Origin of the sequence: Superficieibacter sp. HKU1, from assembly GCF_029319185.1 — a bacterium.
Taxonomy (GTDB): domain Bacteria; phylum Pseudomonadota; class Gammaproteobacteria; order Enterobacterales; family Enterobacteriaceae; genus Superficieibacter.
Genome location: NZ_CP119754.1, coordinates 2700545 through 2724938 on the forward strand (window position 1 = coordinate 2700545; position 24394 = coordinate 2724938).

Sequence of the window (24394 nt, forward strand, 5' to 3'; positions counted from 1 at the left end):
CTTAACCTCTGTTGTATGTCGAATTCAATGGAGCACCCTGGCTGAGCGGACGCGCAGCGGGTTTATTACGATTGAGATAACCAATGTTGTTATTTCCCCACAGCGTGTCGTAGGGCAACCCCGCCAGCATTTCGACCGTCGCACGCGCCTCCGGCGTCACGCGTTCCGGCAACGCGTGTCCCGCCTCGCGCATCTTCGCGGTTTCTTCCCGCAGGACGCTGTGGGTTTTTAAATTCAGCTTGAAGCGCAGAGAGACCAGGAAACCGCAGGCCAGCACGATAATCGTGCCCACGCTGAGGATCATCAGAATGGTGTGGCTGACTTCCGCTGGCTGCGTTTTCTGCCCGGAGACGAAGCCGGACATCTGCATAATGATCCCCACCAGCATCACCGCACCCGCCTGCGAGGCTTTACGCGTCAGGGTCATAATCCCGGCGAAAATCCCTTCCCGACGCTGCCCGGTAATAACTTCATCTACATCGGCGATATAGGTATAGGTGTTCCAGGGTACGTAGTTGATCCCTCCGCGTCCCAGCCCGGCGACGGCGGAAAGCAACAGCAGCAGCGAATACACATCGCTAAGGCCCGCGTAATAGAGCACGGCATAGGAAATCGAGGCGAGACCAAACAGTACGACGACCATCCGGTAAGACGGCGCAGGCCCGAAACGGATACACAGCGGGATCATCGCAATCACCGCGATGAACTGGAAAATCGCCATCGTGCCCAGCAGATTCGAGGCCAGCGAGGCTTCCTGCATCAGTACGAAGACCACATAGTAGGTAAAGACCGCGTTAAACACGTCCTGGGCGATATAGCCGCCAAGATACATCCCGAGATGCTGACGGAAAATCTTAATGCGCAGCGTGGAGGAAAGCTCAATCACCAGCCGGTTCAGACTCTGGCCGAGCGTCAGGCTGCGTTTCTCTTCTTCCGCCCGCAGCGCCGCCTCGGTCCACGCTTCACGCGGACGCTCCCAGGTAAAGCACCAGACCAGGGTCAGCATGATCGCGCAGAGCACCGAGAACACCAGGCTCGCATAAAAGAATGAAACCGGATTATCTTTGCCAAACGCAGTCAGCAGTACGCCCGGCAGGAACGAGGCCAGAATAGCCGACATCTGCGCCATTGAAATTCGTGCGCCGGAAAATTTGGTTTTCTGTTTGAAGTCATCGGTCATCTCCGGCACCAGCGTTTCATAGGGCACCAGGATCATGGTATAGACCACGTCAAAAATGAGATAGGTCAGCAGGTAATACCAGAAACTCATCTCGCCTACCCACATCAGCGAATAGCTAAAGACGCAGGGAATGCCGAGCAGAATAAAGAATTTACGGCGGCCAAAACGCTTGCCGAGCCAGGTGGAACCGAAGTTGTCGGTTAAAAAACCCATCAGCGGGCTGACGACCGCATCCAGTACCCTGGCGGTCGCAAAAATAAAGGTGGCTTCAATCGGCGTTAAGCCGCAAAAGGTGGTGTAGAAATACAAAAGCCATGCGGCGGTGAGCGCTGTGGTTCCCGCGCCAAGGAAGTCGCCCGATCCGTAAGCGAGATAGTTAACGAGTCCTGGTTTGCGTGTATTCATTGCCGTACCCTTTTTTATTTTGGGATACCCCCGGCAATTTGGCTTCGCCAAAGGGAGTTATTACACGGCTACAGTAAAAGTATGCAGAATGGCTTACCTTTTCGTTTTTGCCATTACCTGGCCGTCAATGGCAAAAACGCAAAGAGTCGCGCCACTCACCTCACTGATTTATAAAACAGCGTTTCTTTTGTATCAAAAGGACGGGTCAAAAATGAGAGCCGGCCATCAGATTTGCCTGACGACCGGTGAAAAAGGCAGCGATTAGCGGTAGTTAACGATGACCTGATTGCTGGAGACGTTCAGCGCGGGTAGCAGGCGGCCTCCCCCCGGCACATCCCAGACGAAGCGCAGCGGCTCCACGGCAGGTACGCCGGTTAATCCACGGGTGGTACCGCTCTGTCCGTCCAGCGGCACACAGCGGCTTTGCGAACATAAACGCACATTCAGGCCGGCGGGCGTCGGGCCGTTCAGTTCGTAGCGCCAGGCCACGAGGGTTATGAGTCCGTTCACCGGTTGAGAAGAGGAAAGCGGCGCGGAGGAGGCCGCCACGCCGCGATGATTTAGCGTCACCCCTCGCCCGCTGGCCTGCCAGGCTCCCTCGCCCGCGGCCATAGCACTCAGCGGCAGCAACAGTAACCAGAGCAGGCTGCGCATTATTTGCCTCCGATGGTGGCGGTCATGCGGATGTTGCGGTTATCCGACAACTCCATATTCGACAGCACAACCAGCTGCGGCAGGCTGCGGCGCAGGAAACGCGCCAGCAGCGGACGCAGGGCATGATTCACCAGCAGCACCGGCGGCGCGCCCAGCATCTCCTGACGTCCCAGCGCCTCCTGGGTTTGTGCCAGCAGGCGATCGGCCAGACCCGGCTCCAGTCCGCCGCCGCCCTGCAACGCCTGAAGCAGCAGGCGCTCCAGCGGCGTATCCAGACCGATAACCTGAACTTCTCCGCTGCCGGGGAACCATTGTTGGGTAATGGCACGGCCCAGCGCTACGCGCACCACCGCGGTAAGCTCGTGCGGATCGCTCTGCACCGGCGCATGTTCCGCCAGCGTTTCAAGAATGGTGCGCATATCGCGGATTGGGATTTTCTCTTCCAGCAGGTTTTGCAGCACTTTATGCAGGGTGGTCAGCGTGACCACCCCCGGCACTAAATCTTCGGTCAGCTTCGGCATTTCCTGCGTCACCCGGTCAAGCAGCTGCTGCGCTTCCTGACGGCCAAACAGCTCTGCCGCAAACTGGCTGATCAGATGATTAAGATGGGTGGCCACCACCGTACTGGCTTCCACCACGGTAAAGCCCTGGATTTGCGCCTGCTCTTTCAGCGCGCTCTCGATCCAGATAGCGGCCAGGCCAAATGCCGGATCCACCGTCTGCTCGCCGGGCAACGACCCTGCGGCGGTGCCGGGGTTAATGGCCAGCCAGCGTCCCGGATACGCTTCACCGCTGCCGAGCTCCACGCCCTTCATTAAAATGCGGTAACGCGCCGGAGAGAGATCCATATTGTCGCGGATATGCACGACCGGCGGCAGGAAACCTAAATCCTGGGCAATCTTTTTACGGATACTGCGGATGCGTCCCAGCAGTTCACCATCCTGCTGAAAATCGACCATCGGGATCAACCGGTAACCGACTTCCATCCCCAGCGTATCTTCAAGCTGCACATCGCTCCACGTGGCTTCGGCGGCCTGATTATTTTCCGGCAGTTTCACTGGCGCAGGTTCGGCCTGTACTTTCGTCTCGCGTCCGCGACTCCACCATGCCAGCCCCAGCAGAGCGGCGGTGAACAGCAGAAAGACAAAGTTCGGCATTCCCGGCACCAGACCGAGCAAGCCTAATACCCCGGCGCTTAACATCATGACGCGCGGATTATTAAACAGCTGCGTCACCATCTGCTCACCGACATCCTGTTCGGTGCTGACGCGGGTAACGATAACGCCCGCCGCCGTCGAAATCACCAGCGCCGGGATCTGTGCCACCAGTCCATCACCGATGGTCAGCAGGGTGTAAGATTCCGCCGCCTTTGCCATCGGCATACCGTGCTGTAACACGCCGACCAGCAGGCCACCGATGACGTTGATCACCATGATCAAAATGCCGGCCACCGCATCGCCGCGCACGAACTTACTTGCCCCGTCCATTGATCCGTAGAAGTCCGCTTCCTGGGTTACTTCCGAACGGCGTTTTTTGGCTTCATCCTCACCGATAAGCCCGGCATTAAGATCGGCATCAATCGCCATCTGTTTGCCCGGCATCCCGTCCAGCACAAAACGCGCGCCCACTTCGGCGATACGTCCGGCACCTTTGGTGATAACCATAAAGTTGATGATAACGAGGATAATAAAGACCACGATCCCGATGGCAAAATTACCGCCGACGAGGAAGTGTCCGAACGCCTCGACCACCTTCCCTGCCGCCGCGCCGCCGGTATGCCCGTCCATCAAAATGATACGCGTTGAAGCGACGTTAAGCGCCAGACGCAGCAGCGTGGTGAACAGCAGGATCGTCGGGAAAGCGGCAAATTCGAGCGTGCGCTGGGTGAACATCGCTACCAGCAGCACCATAATCGACAGCGCAATATTAAAGGTAAACAGCAGGTCGAGAATAAATGCCGGCAGCGGCAATACCATCATCGACAGGATCAGTAGAATCAGCACCGGCCCGGCCAGCACCTGCCATTGGGTCGATTTCAGGTTGTTGGGCAGACGTAACATTGCCACCAGGTTAGCCATCAGTGTCCTTCTCATTCATAAAATCCAGCGCCTCTGGCACCGGAAGATTTTCAGGTTTTTGCGGGCGCTGCCCACCCGCCAGCCGCCAGCGTTTAAGCTGCCAGACCCATGCCAGCACCTCCGCCACCGCCGCATACAGCTGGCCGGGGATCTGCTGGCCGATTTCCGCATGGCGGTAAAGCGCACGCGCCAGCGGCGGTGCTTCCAGTACCGGCACCCGATGTTCAGCCGCAAGCTCACGAATACGCAGTGCCACCAGCCCCGCCCCTTTCGCCACCACTTTTGGCGCACTCATTTTGTTTTCGTCATACTGCAACGCGACCGAGTAATGGGTGGGGTTGGTAACAATCACATCGGCTTTTGGCACATCGGCCATCATCCGTCGCCGCGCCGCCGCACGCTGCATCTGGCGAATGCGCCCCTTCACATGCGGGTCGCCCTCGCTTTGTTTAAATTCATCGCGGATATCCTGACGCGACATACGCAATTTTTTCAGGTGACTGTGGATTTGCCAGAAAACGTCAAACCCCACCATCGGGATCACCCCGAGCGCCACCAGCAGCGCGCACAGGCCGACCAGATCCAGCGCGTTGCCCATCGCCGTCAGCGGCGACTGGCTGATTAAATGCATCATATCCGGCCAGTGCGACCAGAGATAAAACCCGGTCACGCTGCCCACCAGTACCGCTTTAAGCAGCGCTTTTACCAGTTCTGCCACCGACTGGGCTGAGAACATGCGCTTTAGACCGGGCAACGGGTTGAGTTTATCGAGTTTTAAGGAGAGCGACTTGCCGCTAAAAACCAGCCCGCCCAGCATGACCGGAGCCACCAGAGCAACGATCACCACGCCGGTAATCAACGGCAATAGCCCGAACATCGCCTCGCGGATCAGGCGGATAATTTGTCCGAGGATAAGGTTGGGATCGTTAATAATGCTGTGGTCAAAGCGCAGCCCGGTTGACAGCAAGCCCGCCAGCCTGCGCGCCAGCGATTCCCCGCCGATCCAGATGACGCTCACGCCGACCAGCAGGATCAACAGCGAGGTCAGTTCACGGGATCGGGGGATCTGCCCTTCCTCACGCGCTTTTTCAAGTCGCTGGGGTGTGGGGGACTCTGTTTTGTCCTCGCTATCTTCTGCCACGCGTTATGCTCGCCCTGCCTTTTACCAGCCGTTATCATGCCAGAATCAATAGCGGCTAATGCGCAGAATAGCTGAGGTAAAAAGGGCCTTTTAGGATGTTAACCTTGTGGGAAGAAAAGCGATTTGCTTCAGAAAGGATGCGCCGCTTTCGAAAAAGCGGCGCACAGGACATCAAAAACCCAAACTGTCCAGCAGGTCGTCAACCTGGTCCTGGCTGGCGACCACGCCAACTTTGGACGCATCAACCTGCGGGCCGTTGAGCAGGCTTTCGTTTTCACGTTTCGCCCGCGCGCCCGGCTCCGGCATGTTCTCCAGCAGCACCATTAACAGCTGGCGCTCGATTTCCTGGATCACATCCATCATGCGTTTAATCACCTGACCGGTGAGATCCTGGAAATCCTGAGCCATCATGATTTCCAGCAGTTGCGCGTTGGTGAAGCTGGTATGGCCCGGCACGTCCGCCAGATAGCTACGGGTGTCACTCACCAGCTCGCGAGCGTCCGACAGCTCAATCGGATTTTCAAACCACTGGTCCCAGCGCCCGGACAGCGCTTTGGCCTGGCTTTCCATCTGGTTCTGGTGGGGCTGGGAAAGCTCCACACAGTTCAGCGCGCGCTCTGCCGCCTGAGCGGTCATTTGTACTACATAGTCAAGACGATCGCGGGCATCGGGGATCGCCTCCGCCGCTTCGGCGATAGCCTGATCCAGACCCAGTTCGCGCAGGCTGTCACGCAGCATACGGGTCAGACTACCGATGCGGGCAATAATATCCCCGGCTGAATGTTCTTCAGCAAGATTGAATGATTGCATCATAACTGGTCCTTACATGCCAAGTTTCTCGAAAATCTTATTCAGCTTTTCTTCCAGAGTGGCTGCGGTAAACGGTTTAACCACATAGCCGCTGGCCCCCGCCTGCGCGGCAGCAATGATGTTTTCCTTCTTCGCTTCTGCCGTCACCATCAGTACTGGCAACGACGACATGCCGCCATCAGCACGAATGGTTTTTAACAGCTCCAGGCCATCCATATTGGGCATGTTCCAGTCGGAGATCACGAAGCCAAAGCCACCCGCCTGCAATTTGTTCAGTGCATCCACGCCATCTTCTGCTTCTTCAACATTGTTGAATCCCAGCTCTTTCAGCAGGTTACGCACAATGCGACGCATGGTGGAAAAGTCATCCACAACCAAAAACTTAAGCTCTTTATCCGCCATAAAAAATTACTCCTGGTTCAAATACGTATTGCCTGTCCGGCACTGATTTTCGCCAGCATCTGCTGGCTTATCTGACTAAGATCGACCACTTCGCTCACACCACCGTTATTGATGGCTTCGCGCGGCATGCCGAACACCACACAACTTGCTTCGTTCTGGGCAATGGTCCAGGCTCCCGCCTGGTACATCGCCAGCATTCCGGTCGCGCCATCGTTGCCCATTCCCGTTAGGATCACCCCGACGGCGTTGCGCCCCGCATGTTTCGCCACCGAATGAAACAACACATCGACTGACGGACGGTGCCGGTTAACCGGCGGACCGTCATGAATTTTGATTTGGTAGTTGGCCCCGCTGCGCGCCAGTTCCATATGCTTATCGCCGGGCGCAATGTAGGCGTGCCCCGGCAGCACGCGTTCGCCGTCTTCAGCCTCTTTCACGCTGATCTGGCAGAGTTTGTTCAGACGCTCGGCAAAAGATCGGGTAAACCCCGGCGGCATATGCTGGGTGATCAACACCGCGGGGCTGGAAAGCGGCAGCGGCTGAAGCACATGGCGAATCGCCTCGGTGCCGCCGGTGGAGGCACCAATTACCATCAGTTTTTCCGAACTCAACAGCGGCCCGGCCTTCAGCGTCACCGACGCCGCAACCGGTTTGTGCGCCGCCAGTTTGGCTCTTGAGGCGGTGCGCACTTTTTCGGCGATCGTCTCGCTGTAGGCCAGCATCCCTTCGCGGATGCCTAACTGCGGCTTGGTCACAAAGTCAATGGCCCCCAGCTCCAGCGCGCGCAGCGTAACCTCAGAGCCTTTACCGGTCAGCGAGGAAACCATCACCACCGGCATCGGGCGCAGACGCATCAGCTTTTCCAGAAAATCCAGCCCGTCCATGCGCGGCATTTCGACATCCAGCGTCAGCACGTCCGGGTTATATTTCTTGATGAGATCGCGTGCGACCAGCGGATCGGGTGCAGTCGCCACCATCTCCATGTCGCTATGGCTGTTTATAATTTCGGTCATGATTTGGCGCATCAGCGCCGAGTCATCGACCGAGAGCACCCTGATCTTGCTCATGCTTTTTCCTTACTCAGTGCGTAAACCGTCTGCCCGCGCAGGGTAAAATCGCGCACCAGCTGGCTGAAGTTTTCCGAGTGTCCGGCAAACAACAGCCCGTCGGGTTTGAGCAGCGGTACAAAGCGGCGCAGAATGTCCTGCTGCGTCGTTTTATCAAAGTAGATCATCACGTTACGGCAGAAGATAGCGTCAAAGGGTCCCTGCACGCTGTACTGCTTTTCCAGCAAATTTAACGGCGAAAACTCGACATAGTTCGCCAGCTCCTGCCGCACCCGCACCAGCCCGGAATGCGGCCCGGTGCCGCGCATGAAGTAACGCTGAAGCTGCTGTGGCGACAGGGTTTTTAACTCCTCCTGACGGTAAATCCCCTCCTGCGCTTTACGCAGTACTTCGGTATCAATATCGCTGCCGTAGACCTTCCAGCGCCCCGGCGCGGTTCCCAAGGTATCGGCGAGGGTGATCGCCAGCGAGTAAGGCTCTTCACCGGTAGACGCTGCCGCACTCCAGACGCGGTATTCCCCCTGGCGTTTGCGGGCATGCTCCGCCAGCACCGGAAAGTGATGTCCTTCCCGGAAGAAGGCGGTCAGGTTGGTGGTCAGCGAGTTAATAAACGCCTGCCACTCAGCGCTGTTGGGATTCGCTTCCAGCATGCCGAGATAATGACCGAAGTCTTCCAGCCCGAGGGTGCGTAAACGGCGCACCAGGCGGTTGTAGACCATGTCACGCTTGTGGTCCGCCAGCACGATCCCTGCGCGCTGGTAAATCAACTGACATATCCGACGAAAGTGCGTGTCGGACAGCGCGAGGCGCTGCGTCATCTGCATAAGTAAAGACGTTTGCCCGGCGGGCAGCGATGATGTCATAGCGCCTTCTCAATTACCTTCAGGAGATCTCTGACGCCACAACGGGCGGCGTCCGTACGTCTTGCGTTGCAGGTTGCTCTTCAAGCTGAAATCGGGAAACCAGTGCGGTCAGGTGGTTCGCCTGGCTGGTTAATTCACCGGTGGCGGCAGCCCCCTCTTCGACCAGCGCGGCGTTCTGCTGGGTGACCTGATCCATCTGGCTGACCGCCAGCGCCACCTGCTCAATACCGCGACGTTGTTCATCTGAGGCTGAGGCAATTTCGCCCATAATGTCGTTAACCTGGGTGATGGAGCGGACGATTTCACTCAGGGTTTTGGCGGCGGTGCCTGCCTGGGACGATCCGTCCTGAACTCGTGAGACCGAGGCTTCAATCAGCACTTTGATCTCCTTCGCCGCCTGCGCGCTGCGGCTGGCGAGGTTACGCACTTCACCCGCAACTACCGCAAAACCGCGCCCCTGTTCACCGGCACGCGCGGCTTCTACCGCCGCGTTCAGCGCGAGGATGTTGGTCTGGAAAGCGATGCCGTCGATAACGCTGATGATGTCGCCAATCTTCTGCGAGCTGGTTTCGATATCACGCATGGTATCGGCGACGTGCGCGGCCTGTTCGCCGCCTTTTTTCGCCGTGTCTGCCGCGCTGCGCGCCAGTCCGGATGCCTGACGAGCGTTGTCGGCGTTCTGCCCGACCGTGGCGGTTAACTGCTCCATGCTGGCGGCGGTTTCTGCCAGCGAGGCCGCCTGCTGTTCGGTACGTGACGAGAGATCGTTATTACCCTCGGCGATTTCTGAAATGCCCGTATGCATGGCAAAGCTGCCCTGGCGGACTTCGCTCACGGTGGTGCGTAGCGCCGTCTGCATCGCTTTCAGGCTGGCGAAAATCGCCGAGATTTCGTTTTTGCCGTACACCGCGACCGGGCGCGCAAGATTGCCCTGGGCAATACTGTCAAAGTGGCTGGAAATAATTGCCAGCGGCTGAACGATCATCCGTCGTGACCAGAACAGCGAGGCGGTGGTCAGCAGGCCGGCAATGATCACCATCGAGATAAAAATCGCTGCCGACATGTGGTAGTTCTTTTCGCTGCCCTGACGCGCCTGCGCCATCAGCTGGTCGATATACGTCTGCCAGGCGGTGAAGTTTTTATCAAACGCCTGCTGGGATTGCTCAACCGGGGCGCTCATAAAGTCGGAAAGCTGGTTGCTTTCAAGCCAGGTGGCCTGATGTTCCAGATCGTTACGCCAGGCGGTAAAGCTTTTTTTGGTTTCTGATTGCAGCGCCCTGCCGGTATCGGTTGCCGCAGGCAGCGCCATCAGCCCGGCAATGTGGGTATCCGCCTGCTTCATGCTGTCACGGGCGCGGGCCATCAGCGCCTTGATCTCTTCAGGCGGATAGCTCAGGGCCGTCAGCGTTCCCGCCTTATTCAGCGCGTTACTGGCCTGCAGCATCACCGCCCGGCTTTGCATCAGCAGCGTGCGCTGATGGTTGCTACGCTCGATTTGGTTAACGTTCTGCACGCCGTCGCGAAAGGCCCAGAATGACAGGCCGTTGCTCCCTACCTGTAGCACACCACAGAGTACGAGGATCAAAAATAACGTGGTCGAGATACGAATACGATTAAACATCAACGCTCCCATTACGCGGCAACGCGCCGCCATCACAAAAAATTAAAAGGTTTCCCAGTTATTATCAGCACCGACGATTGCCGGACGTGAATGCTGTGCTGCCACCGCCACCGGCTGTAAAGACGCGGTCTGAGCGGTGATGCCGGAGAGACGAAACGCCGATACCGCCTGGGTCAGTCGGCTTGCCTGCTCCTCTAATTCTGCGGCGGATGCAGCGGAACCCTGCACCAGCGTGGCATTTTGTTGGGTAACCCGATCCATTTCGGCTACTGCCAGCGCGACCTGATCGATGCCGCGGCTTTGTTCGTCTGAAGCGGAGGCGATTTCGCCCATAATGTCGGTCACTCTGGTCACGGCATTAACAATGTCGGCCATAGTTTCGCCCGCGCTTTCGACCAGTACCGATCCGGTATCGACGCGCGAAACCGAATCATCAATCAGGGCTTTGATTTCTTTTGCTGCCTGCGCGCTGCGGCTGGCAAGGTTGCGGACTTCGCCCGCCACGACGGCGAAGCCGCGCCCCTGCTCGCCGGCGCGTGCGGCTTCTACCGCGGCGTTCAGCGCAAGGATGTTGGTCTGAAAGGCAATGCCGTCGATAACGCTGGTGATATCAGCGATTTTTTTCGAGCTGGCAGCGATGTCGTGCATGGTGCTGACCACGCCGTCTACCACCTTGCCGCCGTGTTGAGCGGTATCGGATGCGCTGCGGGCCAGCCGGGAAGCCTGACGTGCGTTATCGGCATTTTGTTTCACCGTCGCGGTCAGCTCCTCCATACTGGCAGCGGTTTCTTCCAGCGCGGCGGCCTGCTGCTCGGTACGGGAAGAGAGGTCGTGATTGCCGCGGGCGATGTCGGTCATGCCGCTATAAATAGCATCCGAACCGCTGCGGACGTTGCTCACCGTATTGATGAGTTCCTGCTGCATATGATCGACCGTCCCGGCAAGCTCGGTCATTTCATTGCGCCCGGAAAGCGTTACACGTTGGGTCAGGTCACCGCCGGCGATGTGGCGCAGATGGCGCATAATCGCCGCCAGCGGGGTGAGTAAACTATGGCGAATGGCGTACCAGACCCCCACCAGCACTATCACCAGTACCACCGCCAGGATCGCCAGTTGCCATTGTGCAAAGCGATAATCCTGCGCGCTGGCGGTAAACGCGTCGTGGTACAGCGATTCGCTGAGCGCCGCATATTGCGTCATCGCCTCGCCCATTGCATTCTGCATTCCCTGCGTGGGCTGAGCGAAGTAAGCCTCCATCTGACCGCGTTCGAGGAACTGGATCAGTTCCGCCAGCGCGGCGTGGTATTTCTGGTAACTGGCGTCAAGCGTCTGACTGGCGGCCAGCATCTCCTTTGGCTGCGGCGTGCGCTGGAAAGCGGCGTAATGACTGGCGGCGTCATCAAGCGTGCTGCGGGCATTTTTCAGCAGATCGGTTTTCGCGCTGCTCTGCTGATTTGCCGCGTCCATCATCATGCGGGCGGAAGAACGGCTAAGGTTAATGCGCGTTTGCAGCATCAGCGCCCAGGTTTTATTGATTTCAGCCTGGTGGGTACGAAGATCGTTGGACAGGACAAAGCTCTGCTGATTCTGCTGTAAAGAAGAGAAAAGCAGACCGCCGGACAACAGTTGCAACAGCGCAAAAACGCCCAGCACCATCATCAGCAATGTGACAACGCGGATACGATTCAACATACATCACCTTCTCAATGGCTTGTTATCGAAGTTATCGGCACGCCGAAACGGAACTTTATGTTTGCGTTACGGAATAATCTTACAGGGGGTTTTCAGAAAGCGATGTCGATCAGCAGCGTGTCGCTGTAGTCGCCAACGGGGGGCGTCGTTTGCCCGCCCAGGATCCGGGCGGTGTAATTATAGGTGCGCAGTAATCCGTCCTGGCTTACTGCCGAAGAACCAGCGCTGTCCCAGCGTTCCGCGCCGGTGCTGCCCCAGCGGTTAGTCGTGCTGCCTTTGTAAATGTCATAGCTCAGCCGGTTGGTACCGAAAGCCATATTGCGCACGTTCCCGTTTGCCCAGCTTCCGTTATTAATCCCTACCGTGTAGTTACTGCCTTTAGTACAGGTAATCCCGACAGACTGAGAAATGACGGGAAAATCACGCACCATAGGTGCGCTGCCAAAGTTAACGTTGGGCGCATTGATGGTAATGCAATCGTTGGTTACGGTCAGATCGACCTGCGTACTCAGGGTTCGGGTGCCGGTTTGCGCGGTGGTGCAAAGTAACGATATGCCCAGTGAACAGACGCTGTAGCTTACCGAGAAATTGAGCGTCGCCCGGTAAGGCCCGGCGCTAACGCTTTGCCCACCCACAAGGCGTAAATAGAGCGGCAGGGTATAGCGTCGCGAGGTCAGAAGCGTAAGTAATGTATTCCCGCTCCAGGTATAGCTTTGCCCGGTAGTCACCTCAGTGGTAGAAGAACAGTTTTGCTGCCCACACAGGCGTACGGGGATCGCATCCAGGTTCGACGGAGCGTCGGTGCGTCGTAGCGCGGCGCGGCTGCCGGTACTGAATGAGGCGCTGGTATAGTTAAGCGTCACGGCATCGTTGGTCAGCAGATTAAGGATGGTGTCGCATTCCACCACCAGGTTAAAGGCGACCTGCGGCTCGCTGCCGCTGACGGCAAAGGAGGTGAGCGTGCCGAAAGCGCCATTACCGATACTCAGGGTGCAGGCCGCCTTCCCTCCTGAAGCGACCAGCATCAATAACACTATGAAGAAGCGCATCATGCCGCACCTTCTTTACAGATCAACGGCCCGTAAGTCTGCAGTTTATGCAGCGGATTAGCCTGTAGCATCAACGTGACGCGGCATGCCTTTCCGTCAGGTTTAACCACTTTCAGTTCATTCATTTCACTAAGATTTTCCAGCCACGCCAGTCCGTCATAGCCAACGACCGTGGTTGGCTGCATGGCACGGTACACCTGACTTCCTACCGGAATATCCAGCCCCTGTTCGTCGTGGAGGATCACACTGGCGACTTTGGTTTGCGTCATCGGAAACTCCACCAGATAGCCGCTGTTACGGCGCAGCGCTATACGCCGCTCGGTTTCGCGCAGGCGCGTGTCAGCGGGCAGATTCAGTGCATCAATACGGTAACTTGCCGGATAGTAAGCCGACACGTTGCTGATCAGCAGGTAGCCGTTTTGATCCGTTTTGCCGATTGACTGGTTTTCGTAGCTTACCGGGACATCCGGATAACCATCGGTGCTGATCACTACAAACGCGTCATTAATCTTATTGGCTGCGAAGAGTTGCCCCTCCATCAGCACCAGCGACCCCATCGCCTCGCCCCACCAGGTCATCATATCCCGTTCACCGTAGCCGCCACCCTGCAACTCGACGGTATTATTGCGCCAGCCAAGCGACGCCTGTTGATACTGACTGGCCTGCGACTGTCTGGCCCACGCAAGATTCCAGCTCATTCCGCCGTCGGTTGGCATTGCATGACTGTAATTAATGCGTTGCGTGCTGCCGGCGTCTGGCGTTTTTTCAAGGCTTATCCCCGCGCCGTCGCGTTCCCCAAGCGGTATCTGAACGGACATTGTCATTGTCCAGTCATCCCGTTGCTGATCCTGGCTGGCAGCCACGTAAATGCTACTGCTGCCCCACAGGTTACGGCTCCAGGATAAATTCAGCAGTTCGGTACGCTGGCGATCGAAGCTCTGCACGCCGATCCAGGCTGCGCCAATATTGCCAAACTCGCCCATATTAAGAGAAAGTGAGTACTGGTCGGCGCTTTTGCTCAGGCTGGCAATGGGTTCGTTATTTGCATCCATCATGACCGGGCGATCGTACAGCGCCAGGTTGCCGAAACCTTCGTTACGCCGGGTGTGCTGGGTTCCGAGGCTGAAGGTGCTGGTATTGTACTGATATCCCCAGTTAAGCTGATGCCCACGCTGGCCGCGCATCTGGCTCTCGCTCCACGCGCTGTTTACCACGCCGTAACGTCCGAGTTTGATGATGCTGCCTGCGCCGCCCAGCCCCAGCGCTTCCGCGGCTTCAGCATGGCTTTCCAGCGTCAGCCAGTCGGTAACGCCATAGCGGTACGATCCACTCCCCACCGCCGGGCCGTAGTCAACATTATCCATGCCATAACGTCGGCGCAATGCGCCCAGGGTGAGCGCACCGTCGCTCAGGCCCGGACTTAACAGCTCGCTATCAACATAAAAAGGCAAAACGGTACTGACCTGGCGGCCAAGCGCATCGGTCGTGACCAGCACCGCGTTACCCGCTCCGTTCACAAAGGGCAGATTTGTCAGGGAGAAAGGTCCGGGTTGCAGCTGAGTGGCCCCAGCGCGGTAGCCATTGATAAACAGATCGACAGATGTTGGCACTGCCGCCTCACCGGAAAAGGCGGGAAGCGGCCAGGTCACCAGATCCGGACGCAGGGAAAAATCACGGCCATAGCGAAGGCCCCCTATACGCACACTATTGGTCCAGTTCAGGGATTCGGAAATAACATCACCGACACTCTACTGCGTGGCATCATGCTCATCATTGATATCGAGCGTGGTGTCATAGCGAATATATCCATCCTGTTGAGGATAGTTGCCGCTCAGGGTGCGTCGTAAACTGCCCGTCGAGGAAAATGTCCCGGCATCGTAGAAATAGCGAAGTTCGTGCCAGGCAGAAATTTGCCCTGCGCCATGCTCGGTCTGACTGGTATAAATATCGTAATTAAGCACTCCCCCCGTGCCATTCACCGGCTCGACATGCGGCGGGGCATCCCGGAAGGCGGTGGCCCGTTCGGGGATCCATTCACGCGGCACGCGCAATAACAATCGCTGCCCGCTCCCGTCGTACTGAACGCGCACGCCAGGCAGCGTTGAGAGGTTAACGTCCCCCTGCGGCAGATGTTCCGCAGACAGTCCGGCGCGCTGCAAATCAGCGCTGGCAACATAATAGTCGCCCTGTCTCTGCGCCACCGGCACCACCTGTTGGGTATCATAATGATTGACCACCAGCGCCAGATGAAAGATTGCCTGGCGATCCAGCGCCGCCGCGTCCGGCGGCGGAGGCAGTGCATCATCGGCTTCCTGCGCGCTGGCAGCGGTGATACTGGTGAGAGAGGTCAGCAGCATTAGCACACTCAGTTGCCCGGAGCGGAGCGCCATTTTGCATCCCGTGCATTAACGGTCGCGGAAAGTTCGTCAGGTCGACTGACGCCCGCAGGTAAAGGCCAGCGCCGGGACTGGCCGGGCAGGACATAGCCCAGCAATCCTTCCGCCAGTTTATATTTTTGCCCTCCCTGATGAACCACGACCTGGCTTAACCGAAGATGTACCTTGCCGCTGTTCGTTATCTCCACCGCCGGATTGCCATTCTGCTGAACCCTTCGCCAGCGCAGGCGCTCTTTTTCCACATCGGCATGGTCGGGCGCATTGACCCGCGTGGGGATCCCGCTGCCGTATACAAACAACGGCAGGGAATAGCGCATTTGCAGTTTGATGCCCATCTGCGGCGTTTCTGCCGCGTTCGGCTGGGGTATTTCATCAATAATAATGCGATAGGCTTTTTCTGTCCCTGCGGGTGCAGCCGTCTGTTTGATCAGGCGAATAAGCTGTTTACTGCCGCGATCGATACGCAGAATGGGCGGGCTGGCAACCACGTCCTGCTGTGCCTGATAACGCTCATAGCCGTTCTCCTGCGTCCAGCGGACGACGCGTATCTGCATCGTGGTTGCTGTGCTTCCCTGGTTTTCAATCCACAGTTCCGTTGCGGTCATCTCCGCTCCCAGCCAGGGATCGATGGGCCACAGCAGGATAGTGGCTGCGGCACTGGCCTGCTTAATTGCGAAAGAGGAACCCACCATTAACAGGCAACTCATGAGTACCGATGCGGTAAAATCTCTCATGTTTCTTCTCCCTGCATCACCACGATAATGTCACGGTGAGTCGATCGTTATACACGCCAGCCGGATTCAGTCCCGTTAGCTGCGCTACGCCGAACAAGGTAAGCGCAACGTTATTGGTATCGTTTAGCGGGACGGTAACCGCCTGATTAACACCGATTTCACTGTCTGCTGCCAGCGAGCTGCTGCTGTAAAGCCGATAGGGAACCTGCTCCGTTCCATCGGTCCGCTGCAAATTGCGCACCGTGGTGTAGTGCTGGCCGCCGTTAATACTCATGCTCAGCGCGACTCCCGGCGTGCATGCCAGCGAAAGTGCGGTGTCGGGTACAAACCGGGTGCTGATCGGCCCGGACGTCACGCCTGAACGGGTACCAAAATTGAGCGTACCCAGTTCTCCCCCTGCACCACCGATCACCGAACAGCCAGGGACGATCGACGCATTAACCTGAAAAGATTGCGTCGTGACCGCCTCTGGCGAGATCAACGGAAAAAGGTTTGTCATCACGACCAAAAGGCGCAAGAGTGTCCCGGCTCCCGCTAAGGAGCCTGATTTTTTTCTCCACATGCCTGAAGCTAATAGGTAACGCTGACGTTAATGGTGTCGGTATAAGTTCCAGGGGCGACGGTGACATTATTACCGCCCCCCTGTATCCGGCCATAAAGGGTGTAGTAATCTACCCCGCCAGTATTGGAAGCAATGGGAAGTTCTGCTCCATCAGCGATTTCATCATTGAAACCACTGTCATTGTACAGGGCGTAGGCCACGCCCCGGGTAGTGTCATCGGTATTGACCAGATAGCGGGGTGCGGCACCTGGAGTGCCGACTGAATTTCCGGGATCGGTAACGTGCGTATTTCCGGTTATCTCAACCCGGTAACTTTCTGTGGTACATTGAATGCCAAAGCTATTACCGCCAGTGGCGCCGGTAAGTTGTGTCGTCAGCGTGGAAAAGGTCGCAGGATGCGTCCCGAAATCCAGTGTACCAAAATTAATCCCGTTCTGGCTGGGAGAGCCGTTAATTAAACAACCATTGGTTAACGTTAACGTAGCGCCAATTGTGCCGCTACTGGTCACCGCCTGTACCTGACTACTCATCAATACCAGCATACCGCCCGTAACAATATAAAGACGCATTCGGTTCATAGTACCGTCTCCGGTAAAAGGATGATTTCAGCGCATTTATTTACGCTGCTTTCCGAAAATAGCTGATGCTGCATATGCGCAGCCGTCTGGTTAAAATCTAGATTACATTTATCAGTTCAGGCAAGCAGGCTATATATTACTATTTTTAGTAGCTGAAATATTAAATATTAAAATTCATAGGCTTAAATTTTGAAATATTATTTCATCACTTTATTTCATGGATAATACGCCGGTTTTGTGATTTTTATCACAATGTCTGTACTGGTGCTTTTCCTTTTTTATACAGTAATACTGGCGTGAAGAGTTTATGCCTGAAAAAATGCCCCTGTCCTGTTACTGGAATGAGAGTGTAAAAACGTCTGCCATTATTATTTAACGGCTGCTTAATTATCTGGTAATACTAATTAATAGCGAGGAGAAACTATTCAAAATGATAGTATTTACCGGAGGGCATAAGGGACACAATATTGATTAATAAGAACGAACACGCAGATCGGTCAGGATAATAAGAGTTTCAGTGAGATCCCTTGCCCACGTTTCGGGGCAAGGAATTCAGGCCCGTCAGGCAGCGTGATTCGCAGCCGAGTCAAGCAGCGCCATTTCTTCGCTGTTCAGCAGTTTTTCGATATTGACCAGAATCAGCATCCGCTCGCCGATCGCGCCGAGTCCGGTGAGGTATTCGGTCGACAGCGTCACCGCGAATTCCGGTGCCGGGCGGATTTGCTCGGCCGTGAGCGACAGTACGTCAGAGACACCGTCAACCACAATGCCCACCACGCGCTGACCGAGATTAAGCACGATCACCACCGTGTTGTCGTTGTACTCCACGTCCTGCTGCTCGAATTTCACCCGCAGATCGACTATCGGCACGATCACCCCGCGCAGGTTAGTCACGCCTTTAATAAACGCAGGCGTGTTAGCAATGCGCGTGACCTGATCGTAGCCGCGAATTTCCTGCACTTTCAGAATATCAATGCCGTACTCTTCATCGCCCAGCGTGAAGACCAGAAACTCCTGGCCCGATGGCTCACCTGCCAGTTTTGTCACGTTATTCATACCGGTCATGTTTTTACCCTTTTACCTTAATCAGGCTGCTGTGTGCGCCATACGTTGTTCACGATTTAATCCCTGAAGCGCTGAGACATCAACAATCAGCGCGACGCTGCCGTCGCCAAGAATGGTCGCGGCAGAAATGCCAGGAACTTTACGGTAGTTGCTCTCAAGGTTCTTCACCACTACCTGATGCTGACCGATAAGCTGATCGACCAGCAACGCATAACGCCGTCCGGCCGTTTGCAGGATCACCACAATGCCCTGCGTAGCCTCGGTTCTGGCCCCCTGCACGTCAAAGACTTTCCACAGTTCGACCAGCGGCAGGTATTCGCCACGCACTTCCAGCACGCGCTCGCCACCCGCCAGCGGATGCAGATCTTCTTCGCGAGGTTGCAGCGATTCCATCACCGCATTCAATGGCAGGATAAACACTTCGTCGCTCACTTTGACCGACATGCCATCGAGGATCGCCAGCGTCAGCGGCAGCAGAATGCGGATGGTGGTCCCGGCCCCCTGCTTCGACTGGATCTCCACGTGGCCGCCCATTTCCTGGATGTTACGTTTCACCACGTCCATGCCGACGCCGCGCCCGGAAACATCGGTTACCTGTTCAGCGGTAGAGAAGCCCGGCGCGAAAATCAGCATGCCGACTTCTTCATCACTCATGTTGTCATGAACGGGCATACCCTGTGAAACGGCTTTGGCAAGGATGCGTTCGCGATTCAGCCCCGCGCCATCGTCGGTGACTTCAATACAAATGTTGCCGCCCTGATGCTCGGCGGACAGTACCAGATTCCCCACCGCGGATTTCCCGGCGGCAAGGCGCGTCTCCGGCGATTCAATGCCGTGATCGAGGCTGTTACGCACCAGATGCGTCAGCGGATCGATAATGCGTTCAATCAGGCTTTTATCCAGTTCGGTAGAGCTACCCATCAGGGTCAGTTCCACCTGTTTATTCAGCTTGCTCGCCAGATCGCGCACCAGCCGCGGGAAACGGCTGAAGACGTATTCCATCGGCATCATGCGGATGGACATCACCGATTCCTGTAAATCGCGCGCGTTGCGCTGGAGCTGCCCCATGCTGGTGATCAGATCGCCGTGCGTAACCGGGTCCAGTTCATTCGAACGCTGTGCCAGCATCGACTGGGTGATCACCAGTTCGCCGACCAGGTTGATCAGTTGATCGACCTTCTCCACCGCCACACGGATGCTGGAGGATTCGCTGACGCGCGCCGGTTTTTCGGCGCTATTGCGCCCGGCCGGTGCCTCTTTTGGCACCGCGACCAGCACCGGCGCGGCAGGCGCTGGTGCTTCTGCGACCGGTTGCTCGTCCTCTTCAGGCTCGTCGGCTTCCACTCCCTCAAAAGCGATTTGATCCGCTTCAATAACAAAGCACAGCACGGCGACGATGTCGTCCTGCTCTACGCTGCCGTCGAGGATCGCGGACAGAGAATCTGCGGTTTTTTCCACCCCGGCGAGGGTCGCCAGATTACCTAACTCCTCTTCCAGCAGATCCGGTTCGCCGGCTTTCAGGCGTGAAAGGATAATACGCGTCTGCCCGCTGGCGCTCGCCTGCGGCGCTTCTTTCTCTACTACCGTGAGTTTGGCGGCAGGTGGCGGGACAACCTCACCTTTTGCCTCCAGCGCTAACTGGCGCAGCGCAGCACAGATATATTCAAAGCTGGCAGCGTCCGGCTCCTGAGAGCTTTTATAGGCATCGAGCTGTTCCTGCATAATATCTTTGGTTTCCAAAAACAGGTTGATAATGTCGGTGTTGAGCTGCATTTCCCCACGCCGGGCTTCATCCAGCAGGTTTTCCATCAGATGCGTGGTTTCCTGCAAAACGGAGAAGCCGAAGGTGCCCGCTCCCCCTTTAATGGAGTGAGCTGCGCGGAAGATCGCATTCAGCTGTTCTCCGTCCGGCGACTCAGGGACCAGATCCAGCAGGTGCTGCTCCATGTCGGCCAGTAATTCATCGGCTTCATCAAAAAAAGTCTGATAAAAATCGCTAATATCCATGCTCACGCTATCACCTCGGATCGGCTTGTGGCGATGTGGGACTGGCCGCCTGCGGCGCGGCCGCAGATGACGATAATTCACTAAATGGCACGTTCTGGCTTTCGGCATTCTCATTGAGAATGGCCTGTTCGGTTCGTTTGTTGAGGACGACAAGGCTAATGCGGCGGTTAATGGCATCATCGCCCCCGCGGTCGGACAGGCGCATGGTCGCGGCCATGCCTACCACCCGCAGCACCTTGCCGCTATCCAGACTTCCGGCCACCAGCTCGCGACGCGAGGCGTTGGCGCGGTCGGCGGACAGTTCCCAGTTGCTGTAACCCTTGTCGCCGTTGGCGTAAGGGAAGTCATCGGTATGCCCGGACAGGCTGATTTTATTGGGGATCTCGTTCAGCACCGGCGCGATGGCGCGCAGAATATCGCGCATATACGGCTCCACTTCTGCACTACCGGTTTTAAACATTGGCCGGTTCTGGCTGTCGATAATCTGGATGCGTAAGCCTTCCTGCACGAGGTCGATTTTGAGGTGCGGCCTGAGCGCTTTTAGCTTCGGGTCGGCCTCAATAAGCTGGTCGAGTTCGCCACGAATTTTTTTCAGGCGGCTGATTTCCATCCGCTCCCTGAGCTGTTCCACGTTGGGCTGTTTATGCACTTCGCCCTGCTGCTGAGTGTAATCATCGCCGCCGCCGGGGATCGGGCTGTCGCTGTTGGAGACGCGTGGCCCGCCCGTCACCGCCGTTGCCAGCGGAGTGCGAAAATATTCAGCAATCTGGATCAGCTCTTTCGGGCTGGAGATTGAAATCAGCCACATCACCAGGAAGAACGCCATCATCGCCGTCATAAAATCGGCGTAAGCGATCTTCCACGACCCGTGAGCGCCGCCACCATGACTTTTATGTTTTCGCCGCTTAACAACGACGATGGGATGCGCCTGATTCTTCATGCGTCCTCAGTCGTGGTTTGTTGGGCAGAAGGGTTTCTCACCGCGCGCACGTGTTCTTCCAGCTCGACAAACGAAGGACGTTCGCTGGAATAAAGCGTTTTACGGCCAAATTCGACGGCAATCGGCGGCGCGTAGCCGTTGAGATTCGACAGCAGCGTAATTTTGACGCACTGCATCATCTTGCTGGTTTCGGCACTTTTTTGCCGCAGCACGCTGGAAAGCGGCGAGATAAAACCATACGCCAGCAGAATGCCGAGGAAGGTTCCGACCATCGCGTGCGCGATGAGCGCGCCCAGCTCCGCCGCCGGACGATCCGCCGAGGCCAGCGCATGTACCACGCCCATAACCGCCGCCACGATACCGAACGCAGGCAGCGAGTCACCGACAGACGCCAGCGCGTTTGCCGGCACCTCGGATTCACTTTCGTGCGTTTCAATCTCCTCGTCCATCAGCGCTTCAATTTCGAAGGTATTCATATTGCCGCTGATGATGAGGCGCAGGTAATCGATAATAAAATCCAGCATTACGCCGTCGGCGAGAATGCGCGGATAGCTGGCGAAGATTTCACTTTCCTGCGGGTTTTCGATATCCCGCTCAAGCGAAAACATCCCCTGCTGGCGCGACTTGGCCATCAGGCGATAGAGCAGCGCCAGCAAATCCATATACATGCTTTTGGTGTATTTCGAGCGACGGAACAGCAGCGGGATCGCCTTCAGCGTTCCTTTAATTGACTTACCGTTGTTGCCAACGATAAACGCACCCACGCCTGCCCCGCCGATAATAATAAGTTCAGCCGGTTGATAGAGTGCTCCAAGGTGTCCGCCGGTCATCATGTAACCGCCGAAAACTGTACCGAGAACGACCAGGTAACCCAATAAGATAAGCACGACATCATCCTTTCTGTTGACCAGAGCAGGATGCACAAATCGACCATTAACGCGTCAGGGAGGCAAAAAAAAGCAGCGGTAATTGCTTACCGCTGCTGGAGTGTTGACCACACCGTATCGGTTAAACAGCCTGTTCGATCTGTTCATCCAGCAGTTGTGGAGTACTATCGGCAATATCACGGGAAAGTTTACGTCTTTTTACGGCACGGGATGGCGGCTGGCATAAACTGCATACGAAGCTGCCCACCGGCTGATGGGCGTGAGTAATAAAATTGCCGTTACAGCAGCTGCAATGCGACAGCTGCAGCATTCCGCTTTCAACAAAACGCACCAGCGTCCAGGCGCGGGTGAGCGCCAGCAGCGGCGCTTCGCCGTCCAGCTGCGGGCACTGTTCAAGATACAGGCGATACGCTTTGATCACCGCATCAACGCCGCTGCATAACCCCGTTTTAAGCAGGTACTGCCAGGCATTACAGAACATGGATGAGTGAATGTTCTGTTCCCAGGTCATAAACCAGTCGGTAGAAAACGGCAGCATGCCTTTCGGCGGCGGGCTACCGCGCAGCTCTTTATACAGTTTGATAAGACGACCACGGCTCAGCTGTGTCTCACTTTCCAGCATCTGTAAGCGAGCGCCCAGCGTAATCAGCTCCATTGCCAGCTGAATATCACGGGCTTCCTGAACAATGCTTTTTTCGCTCATCCTCAGGCCCTTTTTTTGCGCGCGGCGGCAGCCTGGCCCGCGTCAGAGAGCAAACGGGTAGAAAGAAGGATCCCGGTATGAATTTGTTGCAGGTCATCGACGCGCGAATCCTGCGTCAGCCGGTTGATGGTCTCGTGACTATCAAATCGGAATTCACAAATAAGCTGATTAGTTTCAGCCAGTTTCACCATTTGTGGCAGCGTCAGTTCAACCAGCGTTGTTGCCATCTCTTCATTAATCCCGAGACGGAACATGGCTGACGGTTTGTCCTGACTAATCAGACGTTGAGCAAGGAGCAAGTATGACAGGTTGATGTCATAAATATGTTTTAGCAACTCGGATGTATGCATTTTACCCATCCAGCATAACCAACCATTGTTTTATGCGGCATAACCGCACCCCGTGATGTCGCCGGGAAAGTCCCGGTAAAAAAGAAAAGGTCAAAATGCATAGTTGTACTTAGATGCTACCGCAGTGGAAAAGTCTCTTTGTGGTGGACTATGTCATCAGAAACATGTTAAAGAATTCTTACAAATGTCTAAGATTTTTCCTAATTCGCCGCAACTTTACTCGTCAGCCTTATCACATACAACGAGTCACCGCCGTGATTTTAGGAACTATGTGATCGACATCACATAATGTACGCAAATATTAATCATAAATCCATCAATACCGATTATTAGTTGATGTATTTTTATGCATTTCTTCCGCTTACCTGTTCCCGCAAGACTGGCGGACAGGTCTGAAAGCGAAATAACATTATGTTAATTTTCTCAATGTCGCCATGCAGAATGAAAAAAATAAATTCCGTCTCTATTGTAGAAACTTATGCATAAAAAAACATGCATAAACATAAGCTTAGTATTTAATGTAACAAAAATAATTGCCATACGTAATTATCGCTCAAATGTTAATTTTGCAGCAATTAATTAACATTAAATGATAATAGTTTTCATATACGCACAACGTTCGCGCCTATTTTAGGGTTATTGCTGTCCATAAATGCATTTTATAAGAATAATTAATGAATAGTTTGACGCGCGGCGCAAACGGCAGCCTGAACCCTTGAAGTGAACGAATAAATGGAGTAATGAAAGAAGATAGCCCGGTTTTATGCGTCTGAAAGGAGGTCCGATGCGTTATCAACACCTGCTTGTGGCGGTTGCCGCTACCCCGGAAAGCCATCGTCTGGTAGCAAAGGCCGTCTCAATTGCCCGCCCGCTTAATGCGCGTGTCAGTCTTATCACCCTCGCCACTGACCCCGAGATGTACAATCATTTTGCTGCGCCAATGATGGAAAATCTTCGTGACGTGATTCAGGAAGAGACCCGGCAATTTTTAAGCGATATCGCGCAGCATATGGATTACCCCATTGCCGAAACCATTATTGCCTCCGGTGAATTGAGTGAACATATCAAAGATTTTTGCCGCACGCGGCAGGTAGATTTAGTCGTCTGCGGCAATCACAACCACAGCTTTTTTTCTCGGGCGACCTGCTCGGCCAAAAATGTGATTGGCAATACGCATGTGGATGTCCTGCTGGTGGCGCTGGAATAAAAA

At 55.7% G+C, this 24394-nt stretch carries 21 protein-coding genes and 1 pseudogene; 1 reads left to right on the top strand and 21 read right to left on the bottom strand.

The genetic code is table 11. From position 1 onward, the window contains the following. Position 1: 1 nt before the first annotated feature. The 21 genes and pseudogenes from P0H77_RS13010 to flhD all read right to left on the bottom strand — a co-directional run bounded on the left by P0H77_RS13010 (position 2) and on the right by flhD (position 23184). On the bottom strand, positions 2-1585 hold the full coding sequence (locus P0H77_RS13010; RefSeq protein ID WP_276157310.1) for an MFS transporter: 1584 nt from the start codon (positions 1583-1585) through the stop codon (positions 2-4). A 261-nt stretch (positions 1586-1846) separates the two neighbouring features. Beyond that, positions 1847-2239 (bottom strand): flagellar protein FlhE, encoded by a 393-nt coding sequence (locus P0H77_RS13015; RefSeq protein ID WP_276157311.1) that lies wholly within the window; start codon positions 2237-2239, stop codon positions 1847-1849. Then, positions 2239-4317 carry a flagellar biosynthesis protein FlhA gene (gene flhA / locus P0H77_RS13020; protein ID WP_276165125.1) on the bottom strand — a complete coding sequence of 693 codons (2079 nt, stop codon included), beginning with the start codon at positions 4315-4317 and terminating at the stop codon, positions 2239-2241. The genes P0H77_RS13015 and flhA overlap by 1 nt, the downstream gene beginning before the upstream one ends. Further along, positions 4310-5458 carry a flagellar biosynthesis protein FlhB gene (gene flhB / locus P0H77_RS13025; RefSeq protein WP_276157312.1) on the bottom strand — a complete coding sequence of 383 codons (1149 nt, stop codon included), beginning with the start codon at positions 5456-5458 and terminating at the stop codon, positions 4310-4312. The genes flhA and flhB overlap by 8 nt, the downstream gene beginning before the upstream one ends. A 171-nt stretch (positions 5459-5629) precedes the next feature. After that, positions 5630-6271: a protein phosphatase CheZ gene (gene cheZ, locus P0H77_RS13030; RefSeq protein WP_176918909.1), complete on the bottom strand. Its 642-nt coding sequence runs from the start codon at positions 6269-6271 to the stop codon at positions 5630-5632. 9 nt (positions 6272-6280) lie between these two features. Continuing rightward, entirely contained in the window at positions 6281-6670 is a 390-nt protein-coding gene (gene cheY / locus P0H77_RS13035) for a chemotaxis response regulator CheY (protein ID WP_042307777.1), read from the bottom strand. Between the two features lie 17 nt (positions 6671-6687). Next, positions 6688-7737 (bottom strand): chemotaxis response regulator protein-glutamate methylesterase, encoded by a 1050-nt coding sequence (locus tag P0H77_RS13040; RefSeq protein WP_276157313.1) that lies wholly within the window; start codon positions 7735-7737, stop codon positions 6688-6690. Beyond that, positions 7734-8600: a protein-glutamate O-methyltransferase CheR gene (gene cheR / locus P0H77_RS13045; protein WP_276157314.1), complete on the bottom strand. Its 867-nt coding sequence runs from the start codon at positions 8598-8600 to the stop codon at positions 7734-7736. Before cheR ends, P0H77_RS13040 begins: the two co-directional genes overlap by 4 nt. A gap of 19 nt (positions 8601-8619) precedes the next feature. Then, positions 8620-10221, bottom strand: coding sequence for a methyl-accepting chemotaxis protein IV (tap, locus tag P0H77_RS13050; protein ID WP_276157315.1), 1602 nt, complete (start codon positions 10219-10221; stop codon positions 8620-8622). 42 nt (positions 10222-10263) lie between these two features. Continuing rightward, positions 10264-11913 (bottom strand): methyl-accepting chemotaxis protein II, encoded by a 1650-nt coding sequence (tar, locus tag P0H77_RS13055; protein WP_276157316.1) that lies wholly within the window; start codon positions 11911-11913, stop codon positions 10264-10266. A 92-nt stretch (positions 11914-12005) separates the two neighbouring features. Next, positions 12006-12965, bottom strand: coding sequence for a spore coat U domain-containing protein (locus P0H77_RS13060; RefSeq protein ID WP_276157317.1), 960 nt, complete (start codon positions 12963-12965; stop codon positions 12006-12008). Then, positions 12962-15352 (bottom strand): annotated as a pseudogene (locus P0H77_RS13065) (fimbria/pilus outer membrane usher protein). The gene P0H77_RS13060 and the pseudogene P0H77_RS13065 overlap by 4 nt, the downstream one beginning before the upstream one ends. Continuing rightward, positions 15328-16092, bottom strand: a complete 765-nt coding sequence (locus tag P0H77_RS13070) for a molecular chaperone (RefSeq protein ID WP_276157318.1) — start codon at positions 16090-16092, stop codon at positions 15328-15330. The pseudogene P0H77_RS13065 and the gene P0H77_RS13070 overlap by 25 nt, the downstream one beginning before the upstream one ends. 16 nt (positions 16093-16108) lie before the next feature. Beyond that, positions 16109-16591 (bottom strand): spore coat U domain-containing protein, encoded by a 483-nt coding sequence (locus P0H77_RS13075; RefSeq protein ID WP_276157319.1) that lies wholly within the window; start codon positions 16589-16591, stop codon positions 16109-16111. A 71-nt stretch (positions 16592-16662) separates the two neighbouring features. Continuing rightward, on the bottom strand, positions 16663-17223 hold the full coding sequence (locus P0H77_RS13080) for a spore coat protein U domain-containing protein (protein WP_276165126.1): 561 nt from the start codon (positions 17221-17223) through the stop codon (positions 16663-16665). A gap of 570 nt (positions 17224-17793) precedes the next feature. Next, positions 17794-18297, bottom strand: a complete 504-nt coding sequence (gene cheW, locus P0H77_RS13085) for a chemotaxis protein CheW (protein WP_276157320.1) — start codon at positions 18295-18297, stop codon at positions 17794-17796. Positions 18298-18318: 21 nt separating this feature from the next. Beyond that, positions 18319-20310: a chemotaxis protein CheA gene (gene cheA / locus P0H77_RS13090; protein WP_276157321.1), complete on the bottom strand. Its 1992-nt coding sequence runs from the start codon at positions 20308-20310 to the stop codon at positions 18319-18321. A 4-nt stretch (positions 20311-20314) separates the two neighbouring features. Continuing rightward, on the bottom strand, positions 20315-21244 hold the full coding sequence (gene motB, locus P0H77_RS13095; RefSeq protein ID WP_276157322.1) for a flagellar motor protein MotB: 930 nt from the start codon (positions 21242-21244) through the stop codon (positions 20315-20317). Beyond that, the gene (motA, locus tag P0H77_RS13100; RefSeq protein WP_276157323.1) at positions 21241-22131 is read right to left on the bottom strand and encodes a flagellar motor stator protein MotA; all 891 of its coding nucleotides are present in this window, start codon (positions 22129-22131) and stop codon (positions 21241-21243) included. Before motA ends, motB begins: the two co-directional genes overlap by 4 nt. Positions 22132-22252: 121 nt before the next feature. After that, the gene (flhC, locus tag P0H77_RS13105; protein ID WP_276165127.1) at positions 22253-22840 is read right to left on the bottom strand and encodes a flagellar transcriptional regulator FlhC; all 588 of its coding nucleotides are present in this window, start codon (positions 22838-22840) and stop codon (positions 22253-22255) included. Beyond that, positions 22837-23184, bottom strand: coding sequence for a flagellar transcriptional regulator FlhD (flhD, locus tag P0H77_RS13110; protein WP_176918922.1), 348 nt, complete (start codon positions 23182-23184; stop codon positions 22837-22839). The genes flhC and flhD overlap by 4 nt, the downstream gene beginning before the upstream one ends. Before the next feature lie 784 nt (positions 23185-23968). Here flhD and uspC point away from each other — a divergent pair. Then, positions 23969-24391 carry a universal stress protein UspC gene (gene uspC, locus P0H77_RS13115; RefSeq protein WP_276157324.1) on the top strand — a complete coding sequence of 141 codons (423 nt, stop codon included), beginning with the start codon at positions 23969-23971 and terminating at the stop codon, positions 24389-24391. Positions 24392-24394 lie beyond the last annotated feature (3 nt).

Bases quoted from the DNA above. Each gene is read 5' to 3' on its own strand.
- P0H77_RS13010 (WP_276157310.1), bottom strand. From the start codon at position 1,585: ATGAATACACGCAAACCAGGACTCGTTAACTATCTCGCTTACGGATCG.
- P0H77_RS13060 (WP_276157317.1), bottom strand. From the start codon at position 12,965: ATGATGCGCTTCTTCATAGTGTTATTGATGCTGGTCGCTTCAGGAGGG.
- P0H77_RS13015 (WP_276157311.1), bottom strand. From the start codon at position 2,239: ATGCGCAGCCTGCTCTGGTTACTGTTGCTGCCGCTGAGTGCTATGGCC.
- cheR (WP_276157314.1), bottom strand. From the start codon at position 8,600: ATGACATCATCGCTGCCCGCCGGGCAAACGTCTTTACTTATGCAGATG.
- flhA (WP_276165125.1), bottom strand. From the start codon at position 4,317: ATGGCTAACCTGGTGGCAATGTTACGTCTGCCCAACAACCTGAAATCG.
- P0H77_RS13075 (WP_276157319.1), bottom strand. From the start codon at position 16,591: ATGACAAACCTTTTTCCGTTGATCTCGCCAGAGGCGGTCACGACGCAA.
- P0H77_RS13080 (WP_276165126.1), bottom strand. From the start codon at position 17,223: ATGCGTCTTTATATTGTTACGGGCGGTATGCTGGTATTGATGAGTAGT.
- cheW (WP_276157320.1), bottom strand. From the start codon at position 18,297: ATGACCGGTATGAATAACGTGACAAAACTGGCAGGTGAGCCATCGGGC.
- tar (WP_276157316.1), bottom strand. From the start codon at position 11,913: ATGTTGAATCGTATCCGCGTTGTCACATTGCTGATGATGGTGCTGGGC.
- cheZ (WP_176918909.1), bottom strand. From the start codon at position 6,271: ATGATGCAATCATTCAATCTTGCTGAAGAACATTCAGCCGGGGATATT.
- flhD (WP_176918922.1), bottom strand. From the start codon at position 23,184: ATGCATACATCCGAGTTGCTAAAACATATTTATGACATCAACCTGTCA.
- P0H77_RS13070 (WP_276157318.1), bottom strand. From the start codon at position 16,092: ATGAGAGATTTTACCGCATCGGTACTCATGAGTTGCCTGTTAATGGTG.
- motB (WP_276157322.1), bottom strand. From the start codon at position 21,244: ATGAAGAATCAGGCGCATCCCATCGTCGTTGTTAAGCGGCGAAAACAT.
- uspC (WP_276157324.1), top strand. From the start codon at position 23,969: ATGCGTTATCAACACCTGCTTGTGGCGGTTGCCGCTACCCCGGAAAGC.
- tap (WP_276157315.1), bottom strand. From the start codon at position 10,221: ATGTTTAATCGTATTCGTATCTCGACCACGTTATTTTTGATCCTCGTA.
- P0H77_RS13040 (WP_276157313.1), bottom strand. From the start codon at position 7,737: ATGAGCAAGATCAGGGTGCTCTCGGTCGATGACTCGGCGCTGATGCGC.
- cheY (WP_042307777.1), bottom strand. From the start codon at position 6,670: ATGGCGGATAAAGAGCTTAAGTTTTTGGTTGTGGATGACTTTTCCACC.